The organism is Pseudomonas sp. SCT, from assembly GCF_003864275.1.
Lineage (GTDB): Bacteria > Pseudomonadota > Gammaproteobacteria > Pseudomonadales > Pseudomonadaceae > Stutzerimonas > Stutzerimonas stutzeri_AE.
Genome location: NZ_BDJA01000001.1, coordinates 472,379 through 494,936, shown reverse-complemented (window position 1 = coordinate 494,936; position 22,558 = coordinate 472,379). Strand labels below are relative to the sequence as shown.

Here is a 22,558-nt window from a genome sequence, read left to right as displayed (position 1 = left end):
TTCACAGCAGCTCCACTTTCGGCAGCCAGACGCGGATCAGCGAGAACAGCCGGTCGAGGTCGATGGGTTTGGCCAGGTAGTCATTGGCACCAGCGCTCAGGCAGCGATCCTGGTCATCCTTCATCGCCTTGGCGGTTACCGCGATGATTGGCAGCTTGGCGAAACGCACATCCTTGCGAATTTCCTGCATGGCGGTGAAGCCATCCATTTCCGGCATCATGATGTCCATCAGCACCAGGTCGATGTCAGTGTCGTGCTGCAGCTTGTCGATGGCCTCCAGGCCATTGCGGGCGATTTCCACCAGCGCGCCCTTCTGTTCCAGCGCGCTGGTCAGGGCGAAGACGTTGCGCACGTCGTCGTCCACCACCAGGATCTTGCGGCCCTCGAAGGCCTTCTCGCGGCTGCGCGCGCTTTTCAGCATCTTCTGCCGCTCCGGCGGCATATCCGACTCGACCTTGTGCAGGAACAGCGTGACCTCGTCGAGCAGGCGCTCCGGCGAGCGCGCGCCCTTGATGATGATCGAGCGCGAGTACTTGAGCAGCGCCGCTTCTTCGTCGCGGGTGAGGTTTCGCCCGGTATAGACGATCACCGGCGGGAAGGAGCAGATGTCCTCCTTGGCCATGCGCTCGAGCAGCTCGCTGCCGTCCATGTCCGGCAGCTTGAGGTCGATGATCATGCAGTCAAACACCGTATCGCGCAGCTGTTCCAGCGCCTGCGCGCCGAACTCGACAGCGGTGATCTCGATGTCGACGTCCTCGATCAGCCGCGACATGCTCTCGCGCTGCAGAGCGTCGTCCTCGACCAGCAGGATGCGTTTGACCTTCTGCGCCAGCTTGGCTTCCAGGCGGCTGAACACGTCCTTCAGTTCCTCGCGGGTGGTCGGCTTCATCGCATAGCCCACCGCGCCCATCTGCATCGCGGCCTCCTTGCGATCCTCCACGGAGACCACGTGGACCGGGATATGCCGCGTCGCCGGGTTTTCCTTGAGGCGCTCGAGCACGGTCAGGCCGGAGTGGTCCGGCAGGCGCATGTCAAGCAGGATCGCGTCAGGCTTGTACTGCAGCGCGGTATCGAAGCCGTCGTCTGCGTTCTGCGCCAGCAGGCAGCTGTACTGCAGTTCATGGGCGAGATCATGGAGGATGCGCGCGAACTGCGGCTCGTCCTCGATGACCAGCACGCAGCGCTCCTTGAAGGGGAATCTGTCGCGGTCATCCGGCAGGCGCTGCGGCGGTGCACTGACCGCATGGCGCGGCGCTTGCGGCTCTGCGCGGCGCTGCGGCGGCTCGACCGGCCGGCTCGGCAGAGACGGGCTGCTGCTCGGCTCCACCACAAGCGGCTCGGCAACGCGTGCTTCGCTGTAGCTCTGCGGCACGACCAGGGTGAAGGTGCTGCCCGCCCCCGGCGCGCTCTGCACCTCGATCTGGCCACCGAGCAGGTTGGCCAGCTCGCGGGAAATCGACAGGCCCAGGCCGGTGCCGCCGTAGCGCCGATTGGTGGTGCCGTCGGCCTGGCGGAACGCTTCGAAGATTACTGCCTGCTGTTCCTGCGCGATGCCGATGCCGGTATCGCGCACGGCAAAGGCCAGCAGGTCGTCATCACGAGGCTCCACACGCAGCGTCACCGAACCCTTCTCGGTGAATTTGAAGGCGTTGGCCAACAGGTTCTTGAGGATCTGCTCCAGCCGCTGGCGGTCGGTGAACAGGCTGGCCGGCAGGTCGTCGGCCAGTTCGACGCTGAACTGCAGCGAGCGCTCCATCGCCTGGGGCAGGAACAGATTCTTCATGCCGTCGACCAGACGGCTGAGAATGGTCAGCTCCGGATGCACCTCGAGCTTGCCGGCTTCCACCTTGGAAATGTCGAGAATGTCGTTGATCAGCGTGAGCAGGTCGTTGCCCGCCGAGTAGATCGAGCGGGCGAACTGGACCTGCTCGTCGCTGAGATTGCCGGCCGGGTTGTCGGCCAGCAGCTTGGCCAGGATCAGCGAGCTGTTCAGCGGCGTGCGCAGCTCGTGGGACATGTTGGCGAGGAATTCGGACTTGTAGCGGCTGGCGCGCTGCAGCTCATCGGCGCGCTGTTCGAGCATCAGCTGCGCCTCGTTCAGGCGCTGGTTCTTCTCGTCCATCTGATCGCGCTGACGGGCCAGGGCCTCGGTCTGCTCGGCCAGCTGTTCATTGGTCTGCTCCAGCTCGGCCTGTTGCTCTTCCATGTGTGCCTGGGATTCGCGCAGGGCGTTGGATTGCTCCTCCAGCTCCTCGTTGGCGGCGCGCAGCTCTTCCTGCTGCACCTGCAGCTCCTCGTTGAGCTGCTGGGTCTCGGCCAGCACCTTCTGCAGGCGCTGACGGTAGCGCGCGGCTTCGATGGCCGAGGCGATGCTCGGAGCGATGCGTCGCAGCAATTCGCTGTCCTGCTCGCGCAATGGCCGCAGGAAGCCGAGTTCGATCACGCCGTTGAGCATGCCGCTGTCTTCCACCGGCACGATGAGCACCGAGCGCGGCGCGGTGTCACCCAGCGCCGAGGTGACCTTGAGATAGTCCGCCGGCAGGTCTTCCAGCGCCATGACCCGGCGTTCGAGCGCTGCCTGGCCGACCAGACCGGTGCCGACGTTGAGCGTTCGGCCGCTCTGCAGGTGATCCGGGTCGTAGGCGTATTCGGCGACGCGCTGCAGCTTGCCGTCCTGCACCACGTACAGCGCACCCACGGCCGCGTCGATGTAGCGCGAGAGGAAGTTCAGCACGCCTTGGCCCAGTGCCGGCAAGGCCAGCTCGCCAATGATCGAATCGCTGAGCTGGGTCTGCCCGGTGCGATACCAGGCCTGCTGTTCCAATGCCTCAGCATGGGCATGTTGCTTGCCCAGCAACTCTGAATAGGTGGTGGACAAGGAGGTCAAGTCACGACGGCCGAGATAGACCAGCATGCCGCTGAAAATCAGGCTGAACAGCAGGAAGCCACCGATCAGTGCCGTGGTAATGACTTCCGACGTATCGGTGCGCTGAGCGCGCAGCTGGCGCTCCTCGGCAATGACTTCGTTGAGCAGGTTGCGCCGCTGGTTGGTCAGGTCCAGGCCCCGGCGGGTGCGCACGTAATCGACCACCGGCTCACCGGCCGCCCGCCGTGAGATGCCCTCTTCGGCAAAAGCCAGCCAGAGATGGTGGGCCGCGTCGACTTTTTCGAGGCGCGATAGCTGCAGCGGGTCGCTGCCGGCGTAATCCTTGAGCGCGTCCAACTCGCGCTCCATCTGCCCCAGCCCCTGGCGATAGGGATCGAGAAACGGCTCTTCACCGGCGATCAGGTAGCCACGCAGACCGGTTTCCAGGTCGGCGACCAGGCGCAGCGCCTCATGGGCGTGGGCGACCCCTTTGACCGATTGTTCGACCCAATGGCCGACGCTCAGCAGGTAATAGACGATGGCGCTGAAGAAGAAGGCGCTGAGGAAACCGAAACCCAGTGGCACGGCCACGTTACGGTTGAGTATCCGTCTGAAATTGCTCTGGTCGATGAAGGACTCGCTCATGGTTTCCTTTCCGTATGCCCGGGGTGGGCTGAACGCGCATGGATGTGCAGACGCCAGCAAGGTTCGATGGCGCTGGGTTACCAGCGTTTTCTTGAGTGTTTCGCGCGCAATAGGTTCCGCAGCGCAGAACGCGCGACTCTACACGGGCAGGGAGAGGAGTTCAAAAACGGCCCGGCAGAACCCGGGCCGGGACGATCAGCGGCGGGCGATGATCCAGACGGCGTGGATGATGCCGGGAATGTAGCCGAGCAGCGTCAGCAGGATGTTCAGCCAGAACGCGCCAGCGAAGCCGACTTGGAGAAACACACCAAGCGGTGGCAGCAGAATCGCAACGATGATGCGGATAAGGTCCATCAGGGTCTCCGTCAGTCAGGGATGGCCATCAAGAGGGCCTACTGAATCGACCTGATTGGCGCAGACGGGTTCCTTGCTGTGAGGCGGGATGCCCGCTGCCGCAGGGCAGCGGGTAGAAAAGTCCGCAGGCGACCGGATAAGCCGCCGAGGGCATCGGATGGATGCTCAGAGAGGGAAGACGCAGCCACCTAGAGTGGCATCGTGCGTCATGCCGCTTCGCCTTTTGAGCAAAGGGGCGGCGCCAGCTTTCGCTTAGCCTGCTAACCATCCCAGACCAAAGACGTAGCCGCCATTGGCCATTGGTCGATAGCCGAGCAATTCGGTAGGGAACAACCCCGGCGCCGGGGTCGGAACTCGCCACGGCTTGCGCGGGTCGTCTAACCACAGCTTGCGTGCCACCACGCGGCTTTCCCATGCATCGACCAGAGGGTTTCCTATGCCAGAACCAACCGCGGTGATCTGTGGAGCGACCGCCGGAGTCGGCCGTGCGACCGCCGAGGCTTTCGCCAAAGCCGGCTACCGGGTCGCGCTGATCGCGCGCGGCGAACAGGGCCTGCGCGACACCCAGGAGCAACTCGAAGCGCTCGGCGCGACGGTTCTGGCGATTTCCGCAGACGTCGCCGATGCGGCTGCGCTGGATGCCGCAGCCAGCCGCATCGAAGCGGAGCTCGGCGCCATCGATGTCTGGGTCAATGCGGCTATGGCCACGGTGTTCGGCCCCTTCGCTGCCTTGACCGCCGAGGAGATCCGCCGCGTCACCGAGGTGACCTATCTCGGCAGCGTGCATGGCACCCTGGCCGCGCTGCGCCACATGCGCTCGCGCAACCGCGGCACCATCGTCCAGGTCGGCTCGGCGCTGGCCTACCGCGCGATACCGCTGCAGTCCGCCTATTGCGGCGCCAAGTTCGCCATCCGCGGTTTCATCGACTCGCTGCGCTGCGAGCTGATTCACGACAACAGCGCCATCCGCCTGAGCATGGTGCAGCTGCCGGCGCACAACACGCCGCAGTTCGAATGGGCGCGCAACAAGATCGGCTGGCGTGCGCAGCCGGTGCCACCGATCCACACGCCGGAGGTCGCCGCCCGTGCGATCCTGCACGCAGCCCGGGAGGCGCCGCGAGAGCTGTGGGTCGGCAGCGCGAGCCTGAAGGCGATCATCGGCACGCTGTTCATGCCCGGCCTGCTCGATCGCATGCTCGCGCGGCAAGCCTGGGACGGCCAGCTGATCCCCGAACGCGCGCCCGAGGGCCGACCCGACAACCTGTTCGAGCCGGTCGAGGGGCTGCACGCCACCGAGGGACGCTTCAGCGATCAGGCCCAGCCACGTGCGCTGGCGCTCAGCTCGGCGACTGTCGGCAAGCTCGCGCTGGGTGCTGGCACGCTACTGGCCCTGGGCGCAGGCTGGGCGCTGGGCCGGCGCAGACGCTGAGGCATTCAGCTGCGGGGCGGCTGCGCCCCGCGCTTACGGCGGATATTGATCCAGGAAAGCACGGCCAGCGCGAGCATCGCCCCGGCCATGTTGTAATTGCCGATCGCTGCATAGCCGACGGCGGCAACCGAACAGGCAGCGAAGCCGATCCAGCGCACCGCGGCCATCATCGTCTCGACCGTCTTGCTGCGTGGCGCCGCCATCAGTGCGCCCCGCCCTGCATGCGCGCCAGTTCCCGCGAGTCGTGACTGCAGAACCGCGTCTCGGCGCGATGCTTCAGGCAGCCGAGCGGACACATGCAGCCACAGTTCAAATGATGGATGCGCATGGCGACTCCCTTGATCAGCATGCAGGCCGGAAGGCCTGCCCTTACTGGCTCTGAGGCCGTGAACGCGACCGGAGTTCAGCCCGGCCGGCGGATGCGCGGCGTCCTGCCTCGCTGTGCCAGCACGGCGGTGGTCTAAGCTGCCAGCAAGGGCACGACACTGTGCCGTGCCGTCGCCAGAGGACATCGCCATGCCTCGCCCGCCCCTTCGCTGGCTGCTTTTCCTGCTCTGCGCGCTGGCGGTCCAGGGTGCGAGCGCCGCGGCGCCGGTGACACTGCTGCGGGTGGATGGCGCCATCGGTCCGGCCAGTGCCGACTATGTATTGCGCGGCCTCGAACATGCCCGCGACGAGGGCGCACAACTGGTGGTGCTGGAGCTGGACACTCCCGGCGGGCTCGACGTTTCCATGCGCGCCATCATCAAGGCGATCCTCGCCAGCCCGACCCCGGTGGCCACCTATGTCACCCCCAGCGGCGCCCGTGCCGCCAGCGCCGGCACCTACATGCTCTACGCCAGCCATGTCGCGGCGATGGCCCCCGGTACCAATCTCGGCGCGGCAACGCCGGTGCAGATCGGCGGCGGTATGCCCGGTGCTCCACCCGAGCAGCCGAAGGGCGAAAAGGATGAGGACACGCAGAAGCCCGCCGATGCCATGAGCCGCAAGCAGATCAACGATGCGGCCGCCTATATCCGCGGCCTCGCTCAGCTGCGCGAACGCAACGCCGAGTGGGCCGAGCAGGCGGTGCGCGAGGCGGTCAGCCTGTCGGCCAGCGAAGCGCTGGAACTGGAGGTGATCGATTACCTGGCGCGCGATGTCGCCGACCTGCTGCGCCAGCTCGACGGCAAGACCCTCGCGACCATCGCGGGCGACGTCAGCCTGAACACCGCCGATGCGCAGCTGATCGAGCATGCACCGGACTGGCGGGTACGCCTGCTGGCGGTGATCACCAACCCGAGCGTCGCGCTGATCCTGATGATGATCGGCATCTACGGGCTGATCCTCGAATTTTCCAGCCCGGGCATGGGTGGCGGCGGCGTGCTCGGCGGCATCTGCCTGATCCTCGCGCTGTATGCGCTGCAACTGCTGCCGGTGAACTACGCCGGCGTCACGCTGATCCTGCTCGGCATCGCCTTCATGGTCGCCGAGGGCTTTCTGCCCAGCTTCGGCATGCTCGGCATCGGTGGCGTTGCCGCGTTCGTCACCGGCGCGGTGATCCTGATCGACACCGACGTGCCCGGTTTCGGCATACCGCTCTCGCTGATCGTGCCGCTGGGAATCATCAGCGCCCTGCTGGTGTTCGCCCTCGTCGCCATGGCGTTGAAAGCGAGACGCCAGCGGCTGGTCAGCGGCGACAGCGCGCTGATCGGCAGTCTGGTGCTGGTCGACGCAGTACCAACACAGAACCCGCACAGCGGCTGGGTGCACCTGCACGGCGAGAACTGGCAGGTGCGCAGCACCACCGCGCTGCAGGTCGGCCAGCAGGTGCGCGTGATCGCCCGGGACGGTCTGCAACTGGAGGTCGCGCCACCATCTGCAACCAATCGAGAGGAGCTGAACCATGGCTTATGAAATGAGTTTTCTGGTGCTGCTGGTATTGCTGGTGGGGGTGCTCGCCTCGGCGTTTCGCATCCTGCGCGAGTACGAACGCGGCGTGGTGTTCATGCTCGGCCGCTTCTGGAAGGTCAAAGGGCCTGGGCTGATTCTGATCATCCCCGGCGTGCAGCAGATGGTGCGGGTCGACCTGCGCACACTGGTGCTGGACGTGCCGACGCAGGACGTGATCTCCCGCGACAACGTCTCGGTGAAGGTCAATGCGGTGGTGTATTACCGAGTGCTCGATGCGCAGAAGGCGATCATCGAGGTCGAGGACTACCACTCGGCGACCAGCCAGCTGGCGCAAACCACCTTGCGCGCGGTACTCGGCAAGCACGAACTGGACGACATGCTGGCCGAGCGCGAGCGGCTCAACACCGATATCCAGCAGGTTCTGGACGCACAGACCGACGCCTGGGGCATCAAGGTGGCCAACGTCGAGATCAAGCACGTCGACCTCGACGAGTCCATGGTCCGCGCCATCGCGCGCCAGGCCGAGGCGGAACGCGAGCGGCGCGCCAAGGTCATTCATGCAGAGGGCGAACTGCAGGCTTCGGAAAAACTGATGCAGGCCGCCGAAATGCTCGGCCGGCAATCAGGCGCGATGCAACTGCGCTACATGCAGACGCTGAGCAACATCGCCGGCGACAAGAGCTCCACCATCGTCTTCCCGCTGCCCATCGAGCTGCTGCAGGGCATCAAGAACCTCGACAGGAAACCCTGAGTGCACATATTTGCCATGCTTCACCGCCCGCTGCGCCTGCTGCTGATCGCCCTGCTTGCCTCGGCGCTCGGCGCCTGCGCAGCCTTTTCGCCACGCGACCCGCTGAACGTTCAGGTCGCCGGCATCCAGCCACTGCAGGGCGAAGGTCTGGAGTTGCGCTTCATGGTCCGGCTGCGCCTGCAGAACCCCAACGAGGCCGCCATCGATTACAACGGCGTCGCCCTCGATCTGGAGGTCAACGGTCGCCGACTGGCCAGCGGCGTCAGCGACCAGCGCGGCACGGTGCCGCGCTTCGGCGAGAGCGTGCTCAGCGTGCCGGTGACCATTTCCGCCTTCTCGGCTGCGCGTCAGGCGCTGGGGCTGGCCGAGCACGTCGGTCTCGACGAGGTGCCCTACGTGCTGCGCGGCAAGCTTGCCGGCGGCCTGTTCGGCACCCAGCGCTTCGTCGAGAAAGGCACCTTCGATCTCTCTCCGGCAGCAACCTCACCCTATCGCCGCCCCTAGGTCATACGATCACCCGTCGATTCAAGGGTGATCCTTCGGGCACGCATCCGACGAGATGCAATAGCCCATCTTCAAGCGCTGCATAGCCGCCAGAATGGCGCTCATGGCCATTCTACGGGCTAAAAAACTGCCAGCCGCCCATACAACCTGCCCTTGCGTTCGACTTTAGGCGACGTTGACAACGATGCAGGCATGCCCATAATGCGAGCAGTCATATGACAACTGACGTCATTAGACTTGCCATCAGGCATAGACCACCGCCCCCACGGTGGCCACACCGGGGCGGCCCATCAAGCAAGGGAGCACAACAATAATGACCCCACGCACCCCCTCGTCCGTCGCGCTGTTCGCTGGCGGCTGCATGACCCTGGCATCGCTCGGCTTTACCGCCAGCGCGCAAGCCGAAGGCTTCATCGATGACGCAAAGCTTTCACTGAACCTGCGCAACTTCTACATCAACCGTAACTTCGTCGACCCCGACTACGCCCAGAGCAAGGGTGAGGAATGGACACAGAGCTTCATCCTCAACTTCCAGTCCGGCTACACGCCTGGCCCGGTCGGTTTCGGTGTGGATGCGCTGGGCTTGTTGGCCGTCAAGCTCGATGGCGGTGGCGGCACCTACGGCACCGGCCTGCTGCCGGTACATGGCGCACCGGGCGACCGCCATCCGCCGGATGATTTCGCCCGCGTGGCAGTCGCGGCCAAGGCCAAGCTGTCCGAGACCGAAGTGCGTGTCGGTGAGTGGATGGTGGCATTGCCGATCCTGCGCTCGGATGACGGCCGCTCGCTGCCGCAGACCTTCCAGGGCGGCATGATCACCTCCAGGGAGATCAACGGCCTGGCGCTTTACGGCGGCCAGATGCGGCAGAACAGCCCGCGCGACGACGGCAGCATGGACGACATGTTCCTGCAGGGTTTCGCTGGCGTGACGTCCGACCGTTTCAACTTCGTGGGTGGCGAGTACGAGCTTGGCGCCAAGACCAAGGTCGGCGCCTGGCATGCACGACTGGAAGACATCTACCAACAGAACTACTTCCAGTTCCTGCACACCCAGCCAATCGGCGAAGGCATGGCGCTGACCGCCAACCTCGGCTATTTCACCGGCAAGGAAGAAGGCAGTGCGCGGGTCGGCGACCTGGACAACAAGACCTACTCCGGTCTGTTCGGTCTGCAAGTGGGTGGCAACACTTTCTACGTCGGCCTGCAGAAGGTCAGCGGCGACAATGGCTGGATGCGCGTCAACGGCACCAGCGGCGGCACCCTGGCCAACGACTCGTTCAACTCGGCCTACGACAACCGCAACGAGCGCTCCTGGCAGCTGCGCCATGACTACAACTTCACCGGCATGGGCGTTCCGGGTCTGACGATCATGAACCGCTACATCAGCGGCGATCGCATCGAAGCTGGCGGCGTGGATGACGGCAAGGAATGGGGCCGCGAGTCGGAGCTCGCCTATACGGTGCAGAGCGGTCCGTTCAAGAACCTCAACGTCAAGTGGCGCAACTCCAGCATCCGTCGCGACTACAGCGCCAACGAGTTCGACGAGAACCGCCTGATCTTCAACTACCCGCTATCTGTGCTGTAAGCGGTAGCGCAGTACGCAACCCTCCTCGCTCCGGTTGCGGTAAATCTTTGGCCCGTCGTCTGACGGGCCTTTTTTCGTCTCACGCCGGGCGAACCCGGCGCCCAGCCGTTACAACACCCCCTGCAAGATACCGCCCAGCGTCAGTAACGGCGCCGCGGGCAGCACCCAGTGCGCACGCCAGGCCAACAGCAGTACCAGCAGCAACCCCGATAGCATCACCAGACAAAGCCATACCACCGTTCCGATCTCGCCGCCCTGGCTGGCGATTCCCAGCCACAAGGCGATGCCGAAACAGCCCGCAGCCAGCAAACGCAGGATCACCACGCCAGGCAGACGCGTACCGGCGCGCAACAGCACGCCCCGGTGGCGATTCATCGTCAGGCACAACAACGCCATGCCCAGATAGGCCAGGGCAAAAGCCAATAGCAGCACGTTCATGCCTCCTGTACTCGAGTCGCACGACCGCGCACCGCAGCGGCAGCCGGGGTTGTGTTCAGGCGCCAGGCGCAGGTCGCACAGATCAGCCCGGCGACGATCATGAACAGATCGACCGATGCCAGCGCCCAGTCACCACGTCCGAGACTGGCGATCAGGTGACCATCGGAGCTCAGCGCGTTGATGAGCGGCAAGCCGAGCGCAAGCGCCGCACCGATTAGCAACTGCTCACGCAGCAGTTGCCGCGCCTGCTGACGCCGCAGCACGGACCAGAGCGCGACCAGCAGCCAGGCGCCGGCGAACACCCAGCCTTCGGCGACCGCCCGCTCGGCGAAACCGGCCGGGATCAACCGGTTGCCCCACAGCAGCGCCAGGCTGGCCAGCGGCAGGCCGGCGAACACCGAGGCGTTCAGCGCACGCACCCAGACCACGCTCGCATCACCGCGCTGCTCGCGTTTGGCCAGCCAGACCTGCAGCCCGCCGACCAGCATGGCGCAACCGGCAAGCCCCATCAGCAGATAGAGCAGACGCACCAGCGTGCCGCCGAACTGCGCCATGTGCAGCCCCGCCAGCCAGAGGTAGGCGCGATAGCCGGTGGAGGCATCCTGACGGTTGAGCAGTTCACCAGTGCCGGCGTCGTAGCTGAGGGTGTCCTGCGGCGAGCCGATCCGCGAACGGTCCCGGCGCCGGACGTCCACCACCGCCGACGCATCATCGGGATGATGCACGCTGACCCAGCCCGCCTCGCCTCCGCCCCACTGCCGCTGCGACTCGACAATCAGCGCATCGAGGGACACCGGCGCCGGTGGCGGCTGGCCCACTTCTTCGCGCTCGAAGCTGCCCATCACCTCGCCGAAGTACTGCATGACGTTGCCGGAATAGCTCACCTGGGCGGCAGCCGGCATGTAGGACGCAACGAAGATCGCCACGCCGGTGTAGGCCAGCACCAGATGGAATGGAAAGCCGACCACGCCGAACAGGTTGTGCGCATCGAGCCAGGCACGCTGCCCGTTGGCCTTGGGCCGCAAGGTGAAGAAGTCCTTGAAGATGCGCCGGTGGATGATCACTCCCGACACCAGCGCGACAAGCATGAACATGCCAGCCAAACCGACGATGTACATGCCGATATCGCCGGCGTGCAGGTTGTAATGCAGCTTGAAGAAGAACTCGCCACCGACGGTTTCCGCCATCGGTTCGGCCTGCGCACTGCGCGGGTCGAAGGCGACGTTGTGGATCGTCTTGGTGGCGTCCACTTCCCAGCCCAGTCGCCAATAGGGCTCGCGCTCGGTGGGGCCGTGCATCCAGAAGGCATGCAGCTCCTCGCTGACGTTCCGCTGCAACCAGCTACGCACATCGTCCGCACCGAGACTGGATACCACGCCGTCATGCAGCGCGGGACGCATCCAGCGGCTGAGCTCCTTGTCGAAGCAGGCGACGGTACCGGCGAAGATGATCACGAACAGCAACCAGCTCGGTAGCAGTCCGCCCCAGGTGTGCAGGCCGGCCATGCTTTGGCGCAGTTTCATGGACGCACCCTCCAGTCGCCGGAAAAGAACGCGGCCAGGCACAGCACCGCAGTCACGCCGACGATCAACAGCCATACCCGTGTGGCGCTGCGGGCAGCGAACACGTAGATCACCACGGCGGTCCACACGGCGAAGCTCGCCAGGCTGGAAAACACCACACGATCAGGGCGCGCCAGCGGCAGGTAGACCGCAAGAAAGGCGGTCACTGCGTAGGCGACCGCGTAACCGCCGACCAGCGCCGCGAGCACGCGCGACGCGATGTTCCAGCGGTTGATGGATATGTTGCGACTCACCTGGAGCCCTCCCTTGCAGGTCGGTATGCGGCGCCTGGCTCAGCGGCGATCAAAAGCTGTAGCTCGCGGTCGCCGTCAGCGTGCGGCGGTTGCCGGTGAAGCAGTCGCCGCGTGACAGACAGGTGGTGTAGTAGGTCTCGTCTTCCAGGTTGGTGGCGTTGAGGGTGAGCGACCAGTCCTGGTAGGCGTAGCCGAGCATGGCGTCGAACAGCGTGGTCGAAGGCGTCTTCAGGCTATCGGTGCCATCCCAGCTGGCGCCGACGTAGCGCACACCGGCACCGGCGCTGAAGCCGGGAATGCCGGCGATGCTGAAGCGGTGCTGCGACCACAGCGAGGCCATGTGTTCGGGCACGCTGGCAATGCGCTTGCCCTGCTGGGCGACCGGTCCCTTGACCACTTCGCTGTCCAGGTAGGTGTAGGTGCTGATCAGATCCCAGTTCGGATTCATCGCCACCAGCCCTTCCAGCTCCAGCCCCTTGACCCGCGCTTCACCGGCCTGGATGGTGCTGAGCGGGTTTGCCGGGTTCGGCATCTGGCGGTTCTTCTCACGCAGATCGAACACCGCGGCCGTGAGCAGCGTGTTGCTGCCAGCTGGCTGATACTTCACACCGAGCTCCCACTGCTCGCCTTCTAGCGGCTTGTAGGACTGCTGAGTGACGTTATCCAGACCGATGATAGGGGTGAAGGACTCGCTGTAGCTGATGTAGGGCGCCACACCATTGTCGAACAGGTAAGTCAGACCGACGCGACCGGTGACTGCGTCATCCTTCTGCCGGGTGCCCTGCTCGACGCGGGTGTCGGCCCAGTCCTTGCGCAGGCCCAGGGTGGCCAGCCACTTGTCCAGACGGATCTGGTCCTGAACATAAAGACCCTGCTGCGCGACACGCTGCTGCGGAACGTCAGACAGGGTGATGCCGGACGGATCGAAGGTGCCGTACACCGGGTCGTAAAGGTCCAGCGGCGTAGCGTTACCGCGAGCGGTCCGGCTATCGGTGACCGCATGCCGATAGTCGATGCCCACCAGCGCGGTGTGCTGCAGCGGGCCGGTGTCGAAGCGCGACTCGGCCTGATGGTCGGCGCTCCAGATGGTCACTTCCGGTTTGGAAACGTAATAGACACGATTGACCGTGCGGTCGTCGGCGCCCAGTACTGGCGGCCATCCGTATATGGACTGGTAGCTGACCTTGCTCTTCTGCCAGCGCAGGTTCTGCCGCAGCGTCCAGGTGTCGTCGACACGCCAGGCCATCTGCGAGGTCAGCGCTTTCTGCTCGGTGTCGTACTCGTCGAAGCCGGGCTCGCTGACGAAGCGCTCACTGCCGATTTCGCCATAAGGCGCACTGAGCACAGTGCCGCGGTGCGGCAGGAACCCACTGGTGGTGCCGCCATCGTCCTTCTGCACGTTGGCCATCAGCGTCCATTCGAACTGCTCGTTCGGGCGCCAGGTCAATGACGGCATGAACAGCAGACGGTTGTCCTTGGTGTGATCGACCTGGGTCTGGCTGTCGCGCTGGATCGCCACCACGCGATAGAGCAGCGTGCCATCGTCGTCCAGCGGACCGGTGCTGTCGAAGGCGATCTGCTTGCGGTCGAAGCTGCCGTACTGCAGCTGCAGCTCGCTCTTCTGTTCCGCCTGCGGACGCTTGCTGACGAAATTGAGCAGGCCGCCGACCGAACTCTGCCCGTAGAGCATCGAGGAGGGCCCCTTGATCACCTCGACGCGTTCCAGGGTGAACGGATCGGTACGTGAGTTCGTGTAGAAGCCCACGCTCTGCTGCAGGCCATCCAAGAAGAGTGTTGGCGCAACGCCGCGAATCAGCGCGAAGTCGCCGCGACTGTCGAAGCCATAGGCCTCGCCGCGCATGCCGGCCACGTAGCGCAGCGAGTCCTGGATGGTCAGCGAGCCCTGGTCGCGAATGCGGTCGGCAGTGATCACGCTGATCGACTGCGGCGTTTCGATGATCGGCGTGTCGGTCTTGGTGGCGCTGACGCTGCGCTTGGCAACGTAGCCTTCCACCGGGCCATTACCCCGCTCGACTTCACGCGGCGCGGTGATCTGTTGTGCCTCCAGCTCGACCGCTTCCTGCGCCTCCACGGCGAAGCAGGCGACCAGCATGGGCAGACCCAGCACCAGCGGGCGCAACGAAAATGGAGGCGAAGCGACAACGAGACTCATGGAGTTCTACCTTGTTATTTATGAGAACGCGCATGATATTGATAAATGTTTGCATTTAGAAGATGTGTTTTTGTTTTGCCGAACGGTTCGGCTTTTCGTGGAAATGCCTTGCCTGCCCGTTGCTGGAGGGTCGCCTCTGAGCAGATGCCAGCCGGCGCGGTCAGCCCGCCGCTGGGCTGAGCCGCCAGCGGCAATCACGGATCAGGGTCTGTCCGGGCGCGAGGATTTCCAGCCCTTCTGCGCCACGATTGAGTGCGCCATTGGCGTGGGACACCGGCTCCACGGCGATGAAGCCCTGGACGGCCGGCGGGGTGTAGGCGATCAGATGCTGCAGCCCCGGCCCAGCCTCGATCGCCAAGCTCAGCCGCTGCTCCGGCCAGCAGAGCCGAGCCTGGCCGTTCCAGCCGCTGAAATTGTTGTCCAGCCCCGGCTCGTCCACCGCGCGCAGCTGGCGGAAATCCCAGCTAGCCGGAATCGCCGCCTGGCGCAGCGGCAGCTGCTGCTCGTCGGCCTGCCAGACAGCCGCGGCGGCGAACTGCAACTCGACACCGGCATGCCGAGGGAAGTACGGATGCCAGCCGAGTCCCGCCGGCATCGGCCGGCTGTCGCGGTTGTGCAGCCGTAGCTCCAGTGCCAGGCCGTCATCGAGAAGCTGCAGTCGCTGGCTGAGGTGAAAGGCGAACGGCCAGTCCGCGGTGTTCTCGCCCTCGCGCGGGTCATGCGACAGGCTGAGCAGCAGGTGATCGGCGCCCCGCTCGTCCAGCTGCCAGGCCCGCTTCCAGGCCACGCCATGAATCGGCAAGGCGTGATCGGCCGAGTTGCGCCGCAGTTGATGGGAGCTGCCGTCAAAGTCGAAGCGGCCATCGGCGACGCGGTTGGAATACGGCGCCAGCACGAAGCAGCCCGTGCGCCGTACCTGCTCGCTGCCATCCCAGGGCCGCAGCAGATCGACACCGTCGAAGGCGAAACGGGTGATCGCCCCACCCAGCGCCGGGCAGACCGCGAGCTGGAAGCCGCCACGGGCGAGGTGGAGTTCGTCGAACGAAGCCATGCGTCTTTCCAGAATGTGTGCCGCCACACCGCTGGGGCGCTTGTGGCGTCCCGGGTGCGCGGCGATGGGCCATGCAATGCCGGCGCGGGCTTGTGGCCTGCGCCGTGTACGGACGCCAGCCGTGATCAGACCGGCGTCACCAGCTGCCCCTCGACAAGGAAGCGCTGCAGGTTGGCCAGCACCAGATCTTCCATGGCGCCGCGGGTTTCCCGGGTGGCGCTGCCGATGTGCGGTAGCAGGACCACGTTATCCATGCCCAGCAGCGCCTCGGGCACCTGGGGTTCCTCGGCGAACACATCCAGCGCGGCGCCGCCGAGGCGGCCCGCCTGCAGTGCCTCGACCAGCGCCGGCTCGTCCACCACCGAACCGCGCGCGACGTTCACCAGCAGGCCGTCCGGGCCGAGCGCATCGAGCACTTCGCGGTTCACCAGACCGCGAGTCTGCGGGCCGCCAACGCAGGTCAGCAGCAGCACGTCGGCCCAGCGCGCCAACTCCACCAGGCTGCCGGCGTACTCGTAGGGGCAGTCGGCGAGCGGCCGGCGGTTGTGGTAACGCACGGGCATGCTGAAGCCCTCGGCGCGCTTGGCTACTGCGTGGCCGATGCGGCCGAGACCTAGAATGCCCAGCCGGCTGCCGGTGACCCGGCGCGCCAGCGGCAGGTTGCCGCTGGGCCAGCCGCCGGCGCGGACGAAGCGATCGGCGCGGCTCAGCTGCCGGCGGCCGTCGATGATCAGGCCCATGGCGAGGTCGGCGACGCAGTCGTTGAGCACCTCCGGCGTGTTGCTGATGGCGATGCCGCGGGCCTGCGCCGCCGGCACGTCGATGGGATCGTAGCCGACGCCGAAACTGACGATGGCCTTGAGCGCCGGCAGCCGCGCCATCAGCTCGGCCGAGCAGCCGAAGCGCGAGCCTGTCACCACCACCTCGATCGCGCCGGCCAGCTCGTCCAGGCGCGCTGCGGTCTCGGCCTGCCACAGCGACAGGATGTCGTAGCGGCTGGCCAGTTCACGGTCGAGCCGCGCCGACAGCGGCGCGACCTGCAGCAGATAAGCCATGGTGTTCTCCTCGAAACCTGCTCCGTAGACCGCGCCTGATGTCAGTTTCGCGGTGTTGAGTGTGCCAGCCCGATCCGGCCTTTGCGGCGCCCGTCAGGTGATGGGCGCCGGGTTGAACAGCACCAGGTCGTTGTGCAGGCGGTGCTGCTCGGCCCAGGCCTTGCGGCGGCCGCTGGCGACGTCCAGGTAGTAGTGGAACAGCTCCCAGCCGAGCTCCTCGATGCTTGCGCGGCCACTGGCGATGCGCCCGGCGTCGATGTCGATCAGGTCTGGCCAGCGCTCGGCCAGCTCGGTGCGCGTGGCAACCTTGACCACCGGCGCCATGGCCAGGCCGTAGGGCGTGCCGCGGCCGGTGGTGAACACGTGCAGGTTCATCCCGGCCGCCAGCTGCAGCGTTCCGCAGACGAAGTCGGATGCCGGCGTGGCGCAGAAGATCAACCCTTTGCGCGCAACCCGCTCACCCGGCCCGACCACGCCGTTGATGGCGCCACTGCCGGATTTGACGATGGAGCCCAGGGACTTCTCGACGATATTCGACAGCCCGCCCTTCTTGTTGCCCGGCGTGGTGTTGGCGCTGCGGTCGGCGGCGCCGCGCTCCAGGTAGCGGTCGTACCAGTCCATCTCGGCGATCAGTGCATCGGCGACCTCCGGCGTTTCGGCGCGGGCGGTGAGCATATACACCGCATCGCGCACCTCGGTGTTCTCCGAGAACATCACCGTGGCGCCGGCGCGCACCAGCAGGTCCGCCGCATAGCCCAGCGCCGGGTTGGCGGTGATGCCGGAGAAGGCGTCGCTGCCGCCGCACTGCATGCCGAGGATCAGCTCGCTGGCCGGCACCGTTTCGCGGCGGCGCTGGTCGAGTTTTTTCAGCCGCGTTTCGGCCAGCGCCATGATCTGCTCGATCATCTCGCCGAAGCCGCTGTTCGACTCCTGCAGGCGGTACAGCCAGGGGTCGCGCAGGTCCACCGAGGGATCACCCTCGTGCATCACCTGTTCGGCCTGCAGCTTCTCGCAGCCGAGGCTGATGACCAGCGCTTCGCCGCCCAGGTTAGGGTTGCGCGCCAGGTTGCGCACGGTGCGGATGGGGATGTAGGCGTCGCGGGCATTGATCGCCACACCGCAGCCGTAGCTGTGGGTCAGCGCGACCACATCGTCGACGCTCGGGTACTTGGGCAGCAGCTCGTCGCGGATGCGCTTGACCGCGTGTTCCAGCACGCCGGTGACGCACTGCACCGTGGTGCTGATGCCGAGGATGTTGCGCGTGCCGACCGTGCCGTCGGCGTTGCGGTAGCCCTCGAAGGTGTAGCCCTGGAGCGGCTCGAGCCCGGCCGGCACGGCGGTGGCCCGCGGCAGGCTTTCCAGCGGCGGCGCGCTGGGCATCTTCAACTGCGTTTCCTTTACCCAGCTACCGCGACGGATGGGTTCGAGCGCGTAACCGATGATCTGCCCATAACGGCGCACCGGCTCGCCTTCGCCGATATCGACCAGCGCGACCTTGTGGCTCTGCGGCACGGCGTCGACGGTGACCAGCCCGCCCTCGAACTGCGCACCGACCGGCACGCCGCCGTCATTGACCACCACGGCGACGTTGTCCGCCTCATTCAGGCGGATGCAGCGCGGGGAATCCTGGTGGGGAATCAGTTGCACGGTTTCGCTCATGTCTGCTCCGGTTAGGGTCCGGTTGTTGTTCTGTTCGGTGATCGCCGGGGGTGCCATACACGTGGCTCGCCTCGTAGGGTGGACGGCCGAAGCCGTCCACCGGAGCCGGCCCGGCAAGCGTGCCTCAGCGCACCATGCACGGCTTCTTGTTGTTGAAGGTCCAGTCGGGGATCAGGTACTGCATGGCGATGGCGTCGTCGCGGGCACCGAGGCCTTTTTCCTTGTACAGCGCATGCGCCTTGCGCAAGGCATCCCAGTCGAGTTCGACACCCAGCCCCGGCTTCTGTGGCACCGCGACCTTGCCGCCAACGACCTTCAGCGGCTCGCGGGTCAGGTGCTGGCCGTCCTGCCAGATCCAGTGGGTGTCGATGGCGGTGACGCGGCCCGGTGCGGCGGCGGCGACGTGGGTGAACATCGCCAGCGAGATATCGAAGTGGTTGTTCGAATGCGAGCCCCAGGTCAGACCGAACTCGGCGCACATCTGCGCCACGCGCACGGAGCCGGCCATGGTCCAGAAATGCGGGTCGGCCAGCGGAATGTCCACCGAGTTGAGCTGCACGGTGTGACTCATCTGCCGCCAGTCGGTGGCGATCATGTTGGTCGCAGTCGGCAGGCCGGTAGCGCGGCGGAACTCGGCCATCACTTCGCGACCGGAATAGCCGTTCTCGGCACCACAGGGGTCTTCGGCGTAGGCCAGCACGCCGTGCAGGTCGCGACACAGGCCGATGGCTTCGTCCAGCGACCAGGCGCCGTTGGGGTCCAGCGTCACGCGGGCGTCGGGGAAGCGCGCGGCCAGGGCGCGGATCGCCTCGACTTCTTCTTCACCGCGCAGCACGCCGCCCTTGAGCTTGAAGTCCTTGAAGCCGTAGCGCTCGTAGGCCGCCTCGGCCTGGCGGACAATGCTCTGCGGGGTCATCGCCTCCTCGTTGCGTAGGCGGAACCAGGCGTCATCGGCGCCGGATTCGTCGCGGTAGCCGAGGTCGGTCTTGTTGCGATCACCGATGAAGAACAGGTAGCCGAGCATTTCCACTTCATCGCGCTGCTGGCCGTCGCCGAGCAGTGCAGCGACGGGCACCTCAAGGTGCTGACCGAGCAGGTCGAGCAGCGCCGACTCCAGCGCAGTGACGGCATGGATGGCGATGCGCAGGTCGAAGGTCTGCAGGCCGCGGCCGCCGGAATCGCGGTCGGCGAAAGCGCGGCGCGCACGGTTGAGCAGGGCGTTGTATTGGCCGATGGGCTCGCCGACCATCATGCCGCGGGCGTCTTCCAGCGTCTGGCGGATGGCTTCGCCGCCCGGCACTTCGCCGACGCCGACATGCCCGGCGCTGTCCTTGAGGATGAGGATGTTGCGGGTGAACCAGGGGCCGTGAGCGCCGCTGAGGTTCATCAGCATGCTGTCCTGCCCGGCGACGGGCACGACGGTAAGTTCGGTAATGCGGGGCGTGCCCGTTGCGGCAATGGTCATGGGTGTCCCTCTGTTGTTCTTGTCGGGGTGCGGCGCCCGCGCGGGGCGCCGTTACGCAGTTTCGCAGCGTGGCCTTTCGACCGGCTTTCACCTCAGCCGATGTAGGTGGTCTTCACCGTGGTGTAGAACTCCTGGGCGTAGCGGCCCTGCTCGCGCGGGCCGTAGGACGAACCTTTGCGGCCGCCAAACGGCACGTGGTAATCCACCCCGGCGGTGGGCAGGTTGATCATCACCATGCCGGCCTGGGCGTGACGCTTGAAGTGATTGGCGTACTTCAGCGAGGTGGTGCAGATGCCGGCGGACAGGCCGAACTCGGTGTCGTTGGCCATCGCCAGCGCCTCGTCGTAGTCCCTGACCTTCACCACGTTGGCTACCGGGCCGAAGATTTCCTCGCGGCTGATGCGCATGTTCGGGTCGCTGTCGACGAACAGCGTCGGCGCCAGGAAGTAGCCCTCGGTGCCACACTTCACCCGCTCGCCGCCGCAGGCCAGGCGTGCGCCTTCCTGCTTGCCGATCTCGATGTAGCGCAGGTCCTGCTCCAGCTGCGCTTCGGACACGACCGGGCCGATATCCACGCCCTGCTCGAGTGCCGAACCAACCTTGATCTTCTTGATGCGCTCGACCATCGCCTCGACGAAGCGGTCGTAGATGCCTTCGGTGACGATGATGCGGCTCGACGCTGTGCAGCGCTGGCCGGTCGAATAAAACGCGCTCTGGGTGCACAGCTCGACGGCAACGTTGAGGTCGGCATCGTCCAGCACGATCTGCGGGTTCTTGCCGCCCATCTCCAGCTGCACCTTGGCGCCACGCGCCACGCAGGTCTGGGCGATACCGCGACCGACACCCACCGAGCCGGTAAAGCTCACCGCATCGACATCCTTGGCATTGACGATGGCCTCGCCGACTTCACGACCGCGGCCCATCACCAGATTGAACACGCCAGCCGGGAAGCCCGCACGGGAGATGATCTCGGCGATGGCCCAGGCGCAGCCGGGAACCAGGTCGGCCGGCTTGATCACCACGCAATTGCCGAAGGCCAGCGCCGGAGCGATCTTCCAGGCCGGAATGGCAATGGGGAAGTTCCACGGGGTGATCAGGCCGATCACGCCGAGCGGTTCGCGGGTCACTTCCACGCCGACACCGGGGCGCACCGACTGCAGCGTCTCGCCGGCCTGGCGTAGGCATTCGCCAGCGAAGTACTTGAAGATATTGCCGGCGCGGGCGACTTCACCGATGGCTTCCGGCAGGGTCTTGCCCTCTTCGCGGGCCAGCAGCGTGCCGAGCTCTTCGCGGCGGGCGAGGATTTCCAGTCCGACCTTTTCCAGCGCATCGGCGCGCGCCTGGATGCCGAAGGTGGCCCACGCAGGGAAGGCGCGGCGGGCGGCGGCAATGGCCTGCTCGACCTGTGCGGCATCGGCCTGGGCGTATTCGCCGATCACGTCAGAGAGGTCGGACGGGTTGGTGTTGGCCTGGTAGCGATCCGAGCCGACCCACTGGCCGTCGATGAAGTTGTCGTAGCGTTGTACGTCAGCCATGCAAAGTGTCCTCTGATGATGCCCGGCGCGGCCGTTCGGCAGCGCAGCGCCGGGGCGATTCCGGAAAGGCTTACTGGGCGCCCTGCTTCTCGATCAGCACCGCCAGGCTCTCGTATTCGTCGGGCTTCAGCTCGGTCAGTGGCGCGCGCACCGGGCCGGCGTCGTAGCCGGAAATGCGGGCGCCGGCCTTGACGATGCTGACCGCGTAGCCCTTGCAGCGGTTGCGGATGTCCAGATACGGCAGGAAGAAATCGTCGATCAGCTTGCCGACGGTTTCGTGATCCTCGCGGGCAATGGCCTTGTAGAAGTCCATGGCGGTCTTCGGAATGAAGTTGAACACCGCCGAGGAATACACCGGCACGCCCAGCGCCTTGTAGGCGGCGGCATAGACTTCCGCGGTCGGCAGGCCGCCGAGGTAGCTGAAGCGCTCGCCGAGGCGGCGGCGGATCGACACCATCAACTCGATATCGCCCAGGCCATCCTTGTAGCCGATCAGGTTCGGGCAGCGCTCGGCCAGCTGCTCCAGATGCGTCGCGGTCAGGCGGCAGACGTTGCGGTTGTAAACCACCACGCCGATGTTCACCGACTTGCAGACCTGCTCGACATGCAGCGCGACGCCTTCCTGGCTGGCTTCGGTGAGGTAGTGCGGCAGCAGCAGCAGACCCTTGGCACCCAGACGCTCGGCTTCCTGCGCCATCTGGATGGCCAGACGTGTCGGGCCACCGACACCGGCAAGGATCGGCACCGTGCCGGCGCAGGTGTCGACGGCGGTCTTGATGATCTCGCTGTACTCGCGCGGTTCCAGCGAGAAGAACTCGCCGGTGCCGCCGGCAGCGAACAGCGCCGAGGCACCGTAGGGGCCGAGCCATTCCAGACGCTTGATATAGCCGGCGCGATGGAAGTCGCCCTGCGCGTCGAAGTCAGTGACCGGGAACGACAGCAGGCCGGTAGAGAGGATGGCCTTCAATTCTTGTGGATTCATTATTCGAGCATCCTGAATGCATGTTGAGGAGGTACAAGGGCATCAGCCTTGAGATACGTTATCGTACAACTAAAAATAGTCCAACCGTTTTTTCTGCGCATTTTCTTCGGCGCTGAAGCTGAATGAAAGCTTTCTGCCTTTCACTCCTCCGGCCAGGGCAAGCTGTGCGAATTCTGCTGCTTAATGGCATAAGCAGTTGAGCAAACCCAGGCAAATGCACTGATTATTTCGTTTGACAGCTGACGTAGCGAACTGTAAAAAATCCTCCATAGTCGTATGACGACCTATGACCACAATAACAATAGCGAGGCCCCGGACATGTTCCGCAATTGCCCGTCCCCTGCGCAGCCGCCGGCT

The 22,558-nt window shown here is 65.5% G+C and carries 18 protein-coding genes; 5 read left to right on the top strand and 13 right to left on the bottom strand.

The genetic code is table 11. The features are described 5' to 3' along the window. Window position 1: 1 nt before the first annotated feature. Both BHD08_RS02325 and BHD08_RS02320 read right to left on the bottom strand, forming a co-directional pair. Window positions 2–3,511: a response regulator gene (locus BHD08_RS02325; RefSeq protein WP_125020667.1), complete on the bottom strand. Its 3,510-nt coding sequence runs from the start codon at window positions 3,509–3,511 to the stop codon at window positions 2–4. Between the two features lie 195 nt (window positions 3,512–3,706). After that, window positions 3,707–3,865, bottom strand: a complete 159-nt coding sequence (locus tag BHD08_RS02320) for a YqaE/Pmp3 family membrane protein (protein WP_015275395.1) — start codon at window positions 3,863–3,865, stop codon at window positions 3,707–3,709. A gap of 436 nt (window positions 3,866–4,301) precedes the next feature. Between BHD08_RS02320 and BHD08_RS02315 the strand changes: the two genes are divergently transcribed. Then, on the top strand, window positions 4,302–5,294 hold the full coding sequence (locus tag BHD08_RS02315; RefSeq protein ID WP_015275394.1) for an SDR family oxidoreductase: 993 nt from the start codon (window positions 4,302–4,304) through the stop codon (window positions 5,292–5,294). Between the two features lie 5 nt (window positions 5,295–5,299). Here the strand turns inward: BHD08_RS02315 and BHD08_RS02310 are convergent, their stop codons facing one another. After that, window positions 5,300–5,497: a hypothetical protein gene (locus tag BHD08_RS02310; protein WP_125020666.1), complete on the bottom strand. Its 198-nt coding sequence runs from the start codon at window positions 5,495–5,497 to the stop codon at window positions 5,300–5,302. A gap of 313 nt (window positions 5,498–5,810) precedes the next feature. On the opposite strand from BHD08_RS02310, the gene BHD08_RS02305 reads away from it, so the two are divergent. The 4 genes from BHD08_RS02305 (at window position 5,811) to BHD08_RS02290 (ending at window position 10,027) form a co-directional block, all read left to right on the top strand. After that, window positions 5,811–7,190: a nodulation protein NfeD gene (locus BHD08_RS02305; RefSeq protein ID WP_125020665.1), complete on the top strand. Its 1,380-nt coding sequence runs from the start codon at window positions 5,811–5,813 to the stop codon at window positions 7,188–7,190. Next, window positions 7,180–7,938, top strand: a complete 759-nt coding sequence (locus BHD08_RS02300) for a slipin family protein (protein ID WP_015275390.1) — start codon at window positions 7,180–7,182, stop codon at window positions 7,936–7,938. The genes BHD08_RS02305 and BHD08_RS02300 overlap by 11 nt, the downstream gene beginning before the upstream one ends. Then, on the top strand, window positions 7,939–8,442 hold the full coding sequence (locus BHD08_RS02295; protein WP_375708234.1) for an LEA type 2 family protein: 504 nt from the start codon (window positions 7,939–7,941) through the stop codon (window positions 8,440–8,442). 313 nt (window positions 8,443–8,755) lie between these two features. Continuing rightward, window positions 8,756–10,027: an OprD family porin gene (locus BHD08_RS02290; RefSeq protein WP_015275388.1), complete on the top strand. Its 1,272-nt coding sequence runs from the start codon at window positions 8,756–8,758 to the stop codon at window positions 10,025–10,027. 108 nt (window positions 10,028–10,135) lie between these two features. Here the strand turns inward: BHD08_RS02290 and BHD08_RS02285 are convergent, their stop codons facing one another. The 10 genes from BHD08_RS02285 to kdgD all read right to left on the bottom strand — a co-directional run bounded on the left by BHD08_RS02285 (window position 10,136) and on the right by kdgD (window position 22,201). Further along, entirely contained in the window at window positions 10,136–10,465 is a 330-nt protein-coding gene (locus tag BHD08_RS02285) for a DUF3325 family protein (RefSeq protein WP_041756411.1), read from the bottom strand. Beyond that, window positions 10,462–11,988: a PepSY domain-containing protein gene (locus BHD08_RS02280; protein ID WP_125020664.1), complete on the bottom strand. Its 1,527-nt coding sequence runs from the start codon at window positions 11,986–11,988 to the stop codon at window positions 10,462–10,464. The genes BHD08_RS02285 and BHD08_RS02280 overlap by 4 nt, the downstream gene beginning before the upstream one ends. Beyond that, on the bottom strand, window positions 11,985–12,281 hold the full coding sequence (locus BHD08_RS02275; RefSeq protein ID WP_015275385.1) for a DUF3649 domain-containing protein: 297 nt from the start codon (window positions 12,279–12,281) through the stop codon (window positions 11,985–11,987). The genes BHD08_RS02280 and BHD08_RS02275 overlap by 4 nt, the downstream gene beginning before the upstream one ends. 49 nt (window positions 12,282–12,330) lie before the next feature. Beyond that, a complete protein-coding gene (locus BHD08_RS02270; protein ID WP_125020663.1) occupies window positions 12,331–14,454 on the bottom strand; it encodes a TonB-dependent siderophore receptor in 2,124 nt (707 codons plus the stop codon). A gap of 160 nt (window positions 14,455–14,614) precedes the next feature. Then, entirely contained in the window at window positions 14,615–15,505 is an 891-nt protein-coding gene (locus BHD08_RS02265) for an aldose 1-epimerase (protein ID WP_125020662.1), read from the bottom strand. Between the two features lie 125 nt (window positions 15,506–15,630). Beyond that, entirely contained in the window at window positions 15,631–16,560 is a 930-nt protein-coding gene (locus BHD08_RS02260) for a 2-hydroxyacid dehydrogenase (protein ID WP_125020661.1), read from the bottom strand. Between the two features lie 93 nt (window positions 16,561–16,653). After that, a complete protein-coding gene (gene garD, locus BHD08_RS02255) occupies window positions 16,654–18,207 on the bottom strand; it encodes a galactarate dehydratase (protein ID WP_125020949.1) in 1,554 nt (517 codons plus the stop codon). A 136-nt stretch (window positions 18,208–18,343) separates the two neighbouring features. Then, window positions 18,344–19,684, bottom strand: a complete 1,341-nt coding sequence (gudD, locus tag BHD08_RS02250) for a glucarate dehydratase (RefSeq protein ID WP_125020660.1) — start codon at window positions 19,682–19,684, stop codon at window positions 18,344–18,346. A 92-nt stretch (window positions 19,685–19,776) separates the two neighbouring features. Beyond that, window positions 19,777–21,219 (bottom strand): aldehyde dehydrogenase family protein, encoded by a 1,443-nt coding sequence (locus BHD08_RS02245; RefSeq protein WP_125020659.1) that lies wholly within the window; start codon window positions 21,217–21,219, stop codon window positions 19,777–19,779. A 70-nt stretch (window positions 21,220–21,289) separates the two neighbouring features. After that, window positions 21,290–22,201: a 5-dehydro-4-deoxyglucarate dehydratase gene (gene kdgD, locus BHD08_RS02240; RefSeq protein WP_125020658.1), complete on the bottom strand. Its 912-nt coding sequence runs from the start codon at window positions 22,199–22,201 to the stop codon at window positions 21,290–21,292. Window positions 22,202–22,558 lie beyond the last annotated feature (357 nt).

What these genes read in the sequence shown, in the direction of transcription:
- BHD08_RS02325 (WP_125020667.1), bottom strand. Translation starts at nt 3,511, where the DNA reads ATGAGCGAGTCCTTCATCGACCAGAGCAATTTCAGACGGATACTCAAC.
- BHD08_RS02320 (WP_015275395.1), bottom strand. Translation starts at nt 3,865, where the DNA reads ATGGACCTTATCCGCATCATCGTTGCGATTCTGCTGCCACCGCTTGGT.
- BHD08_RS02315 (WP_015275394.1), top strand. Translation starts at nt 4,302, where the DNA reads ATGCCAGAACCAACCGCGGTGATCTGTGGAGCGACCGCCGGAGTCGGC.
- BHD08_RS02310 (WP_125020666.1), bottom strand. Translation starts at nt 5,497, where the DNA reads ATGGCGGCGCCACGCAGCAAGACGGTCGAGACGATGATGGCCGCGGTG.
- BHD08_RS02305 (WP_125020665.1), top strand. Translation starts at nt 5,811, where the DNA reads ATGCCTCGCCCGCCCCTTCGCTGGCTGCTTTTCCTGCTCTGCGCGCTG.
- BHD08_RS02300 (WP_015275390.1), top strand. Translation starts at nt 7,180, where the DNA reads ATGGCTTATGAAATGAGTTTTCTGGTGCTGCTGGTATTGCTGGTGGGG.
- BHD08_RS02290 (WP_015275388.1), top strand. Translation starts at nt 8,756, where the DNA reads ATGACCCCACGCACCCCCTCGTCCGTCGCGCTGTTCGCTGGCGGCTGC.
- BHD08_RS02285 (WP_041756411.1), bottom strand. Translation starts at nt 10,465, where the DNA reads ATGAACGTGCTGCTATTGGCTTTTGCCCTGGCCTATCTGGGCATGGCG.
- BHD08_RS02280 (WP_125020664.1), bottom strand. Translation starts at nt 11,988, where the DNA reads ATGAAACTGCGCCAAAGCATGGCCGGCCTGCACACCTGGGGCGGACTG.
- BHD08_RS02270 (WP_125020663.1), bottom strand. Translation starts at nt 14,454, where the DNA reads ATGAGTCTCGTTGTCGCTTCGCCTCCATTTTCGTTGCGCCCGCTGGTG.
- BHD08_RS02265 (WP_125020662.1), bottom strand. Translation starts at nt 15,505, where the DNA reads ATGGCTTCGTTCGACGAACTCCACCTCGCCCGTGGCGGCTTCCAGCTC.
- BHD08_RS02260 (WP_125020661.1), bottom strand. Translation starts at nt 16,560, where the DNA reads ATGGCTTATCTGCTGCAGGTCGCGCCGCTGTCGGCGCGGCTCGACCGT.
- gudD (WP_125020660.1), bottom strand. Translation starts at nt 19,684, where the DNA reads ATGACCATTGCCGCAACGGGCACGCCCCGCATTACCGAACTTACCGTC.
- BHD08_RS02245 (WP_125020659.1), bottom strand. Translation starts at nt 21,219, where the DNA reads ATGGCTGACGTACAACGCTACGACAACTTCATCGACGGCCAGTGGGTC.
- kdgD (WP_125020658.1), bottom strand. Translation starts at nt 22,201, where the DNA reads ATGAATCCACAAGAATTGAAGGCCATCCTCTCTACCGGCCTGCTGTCG.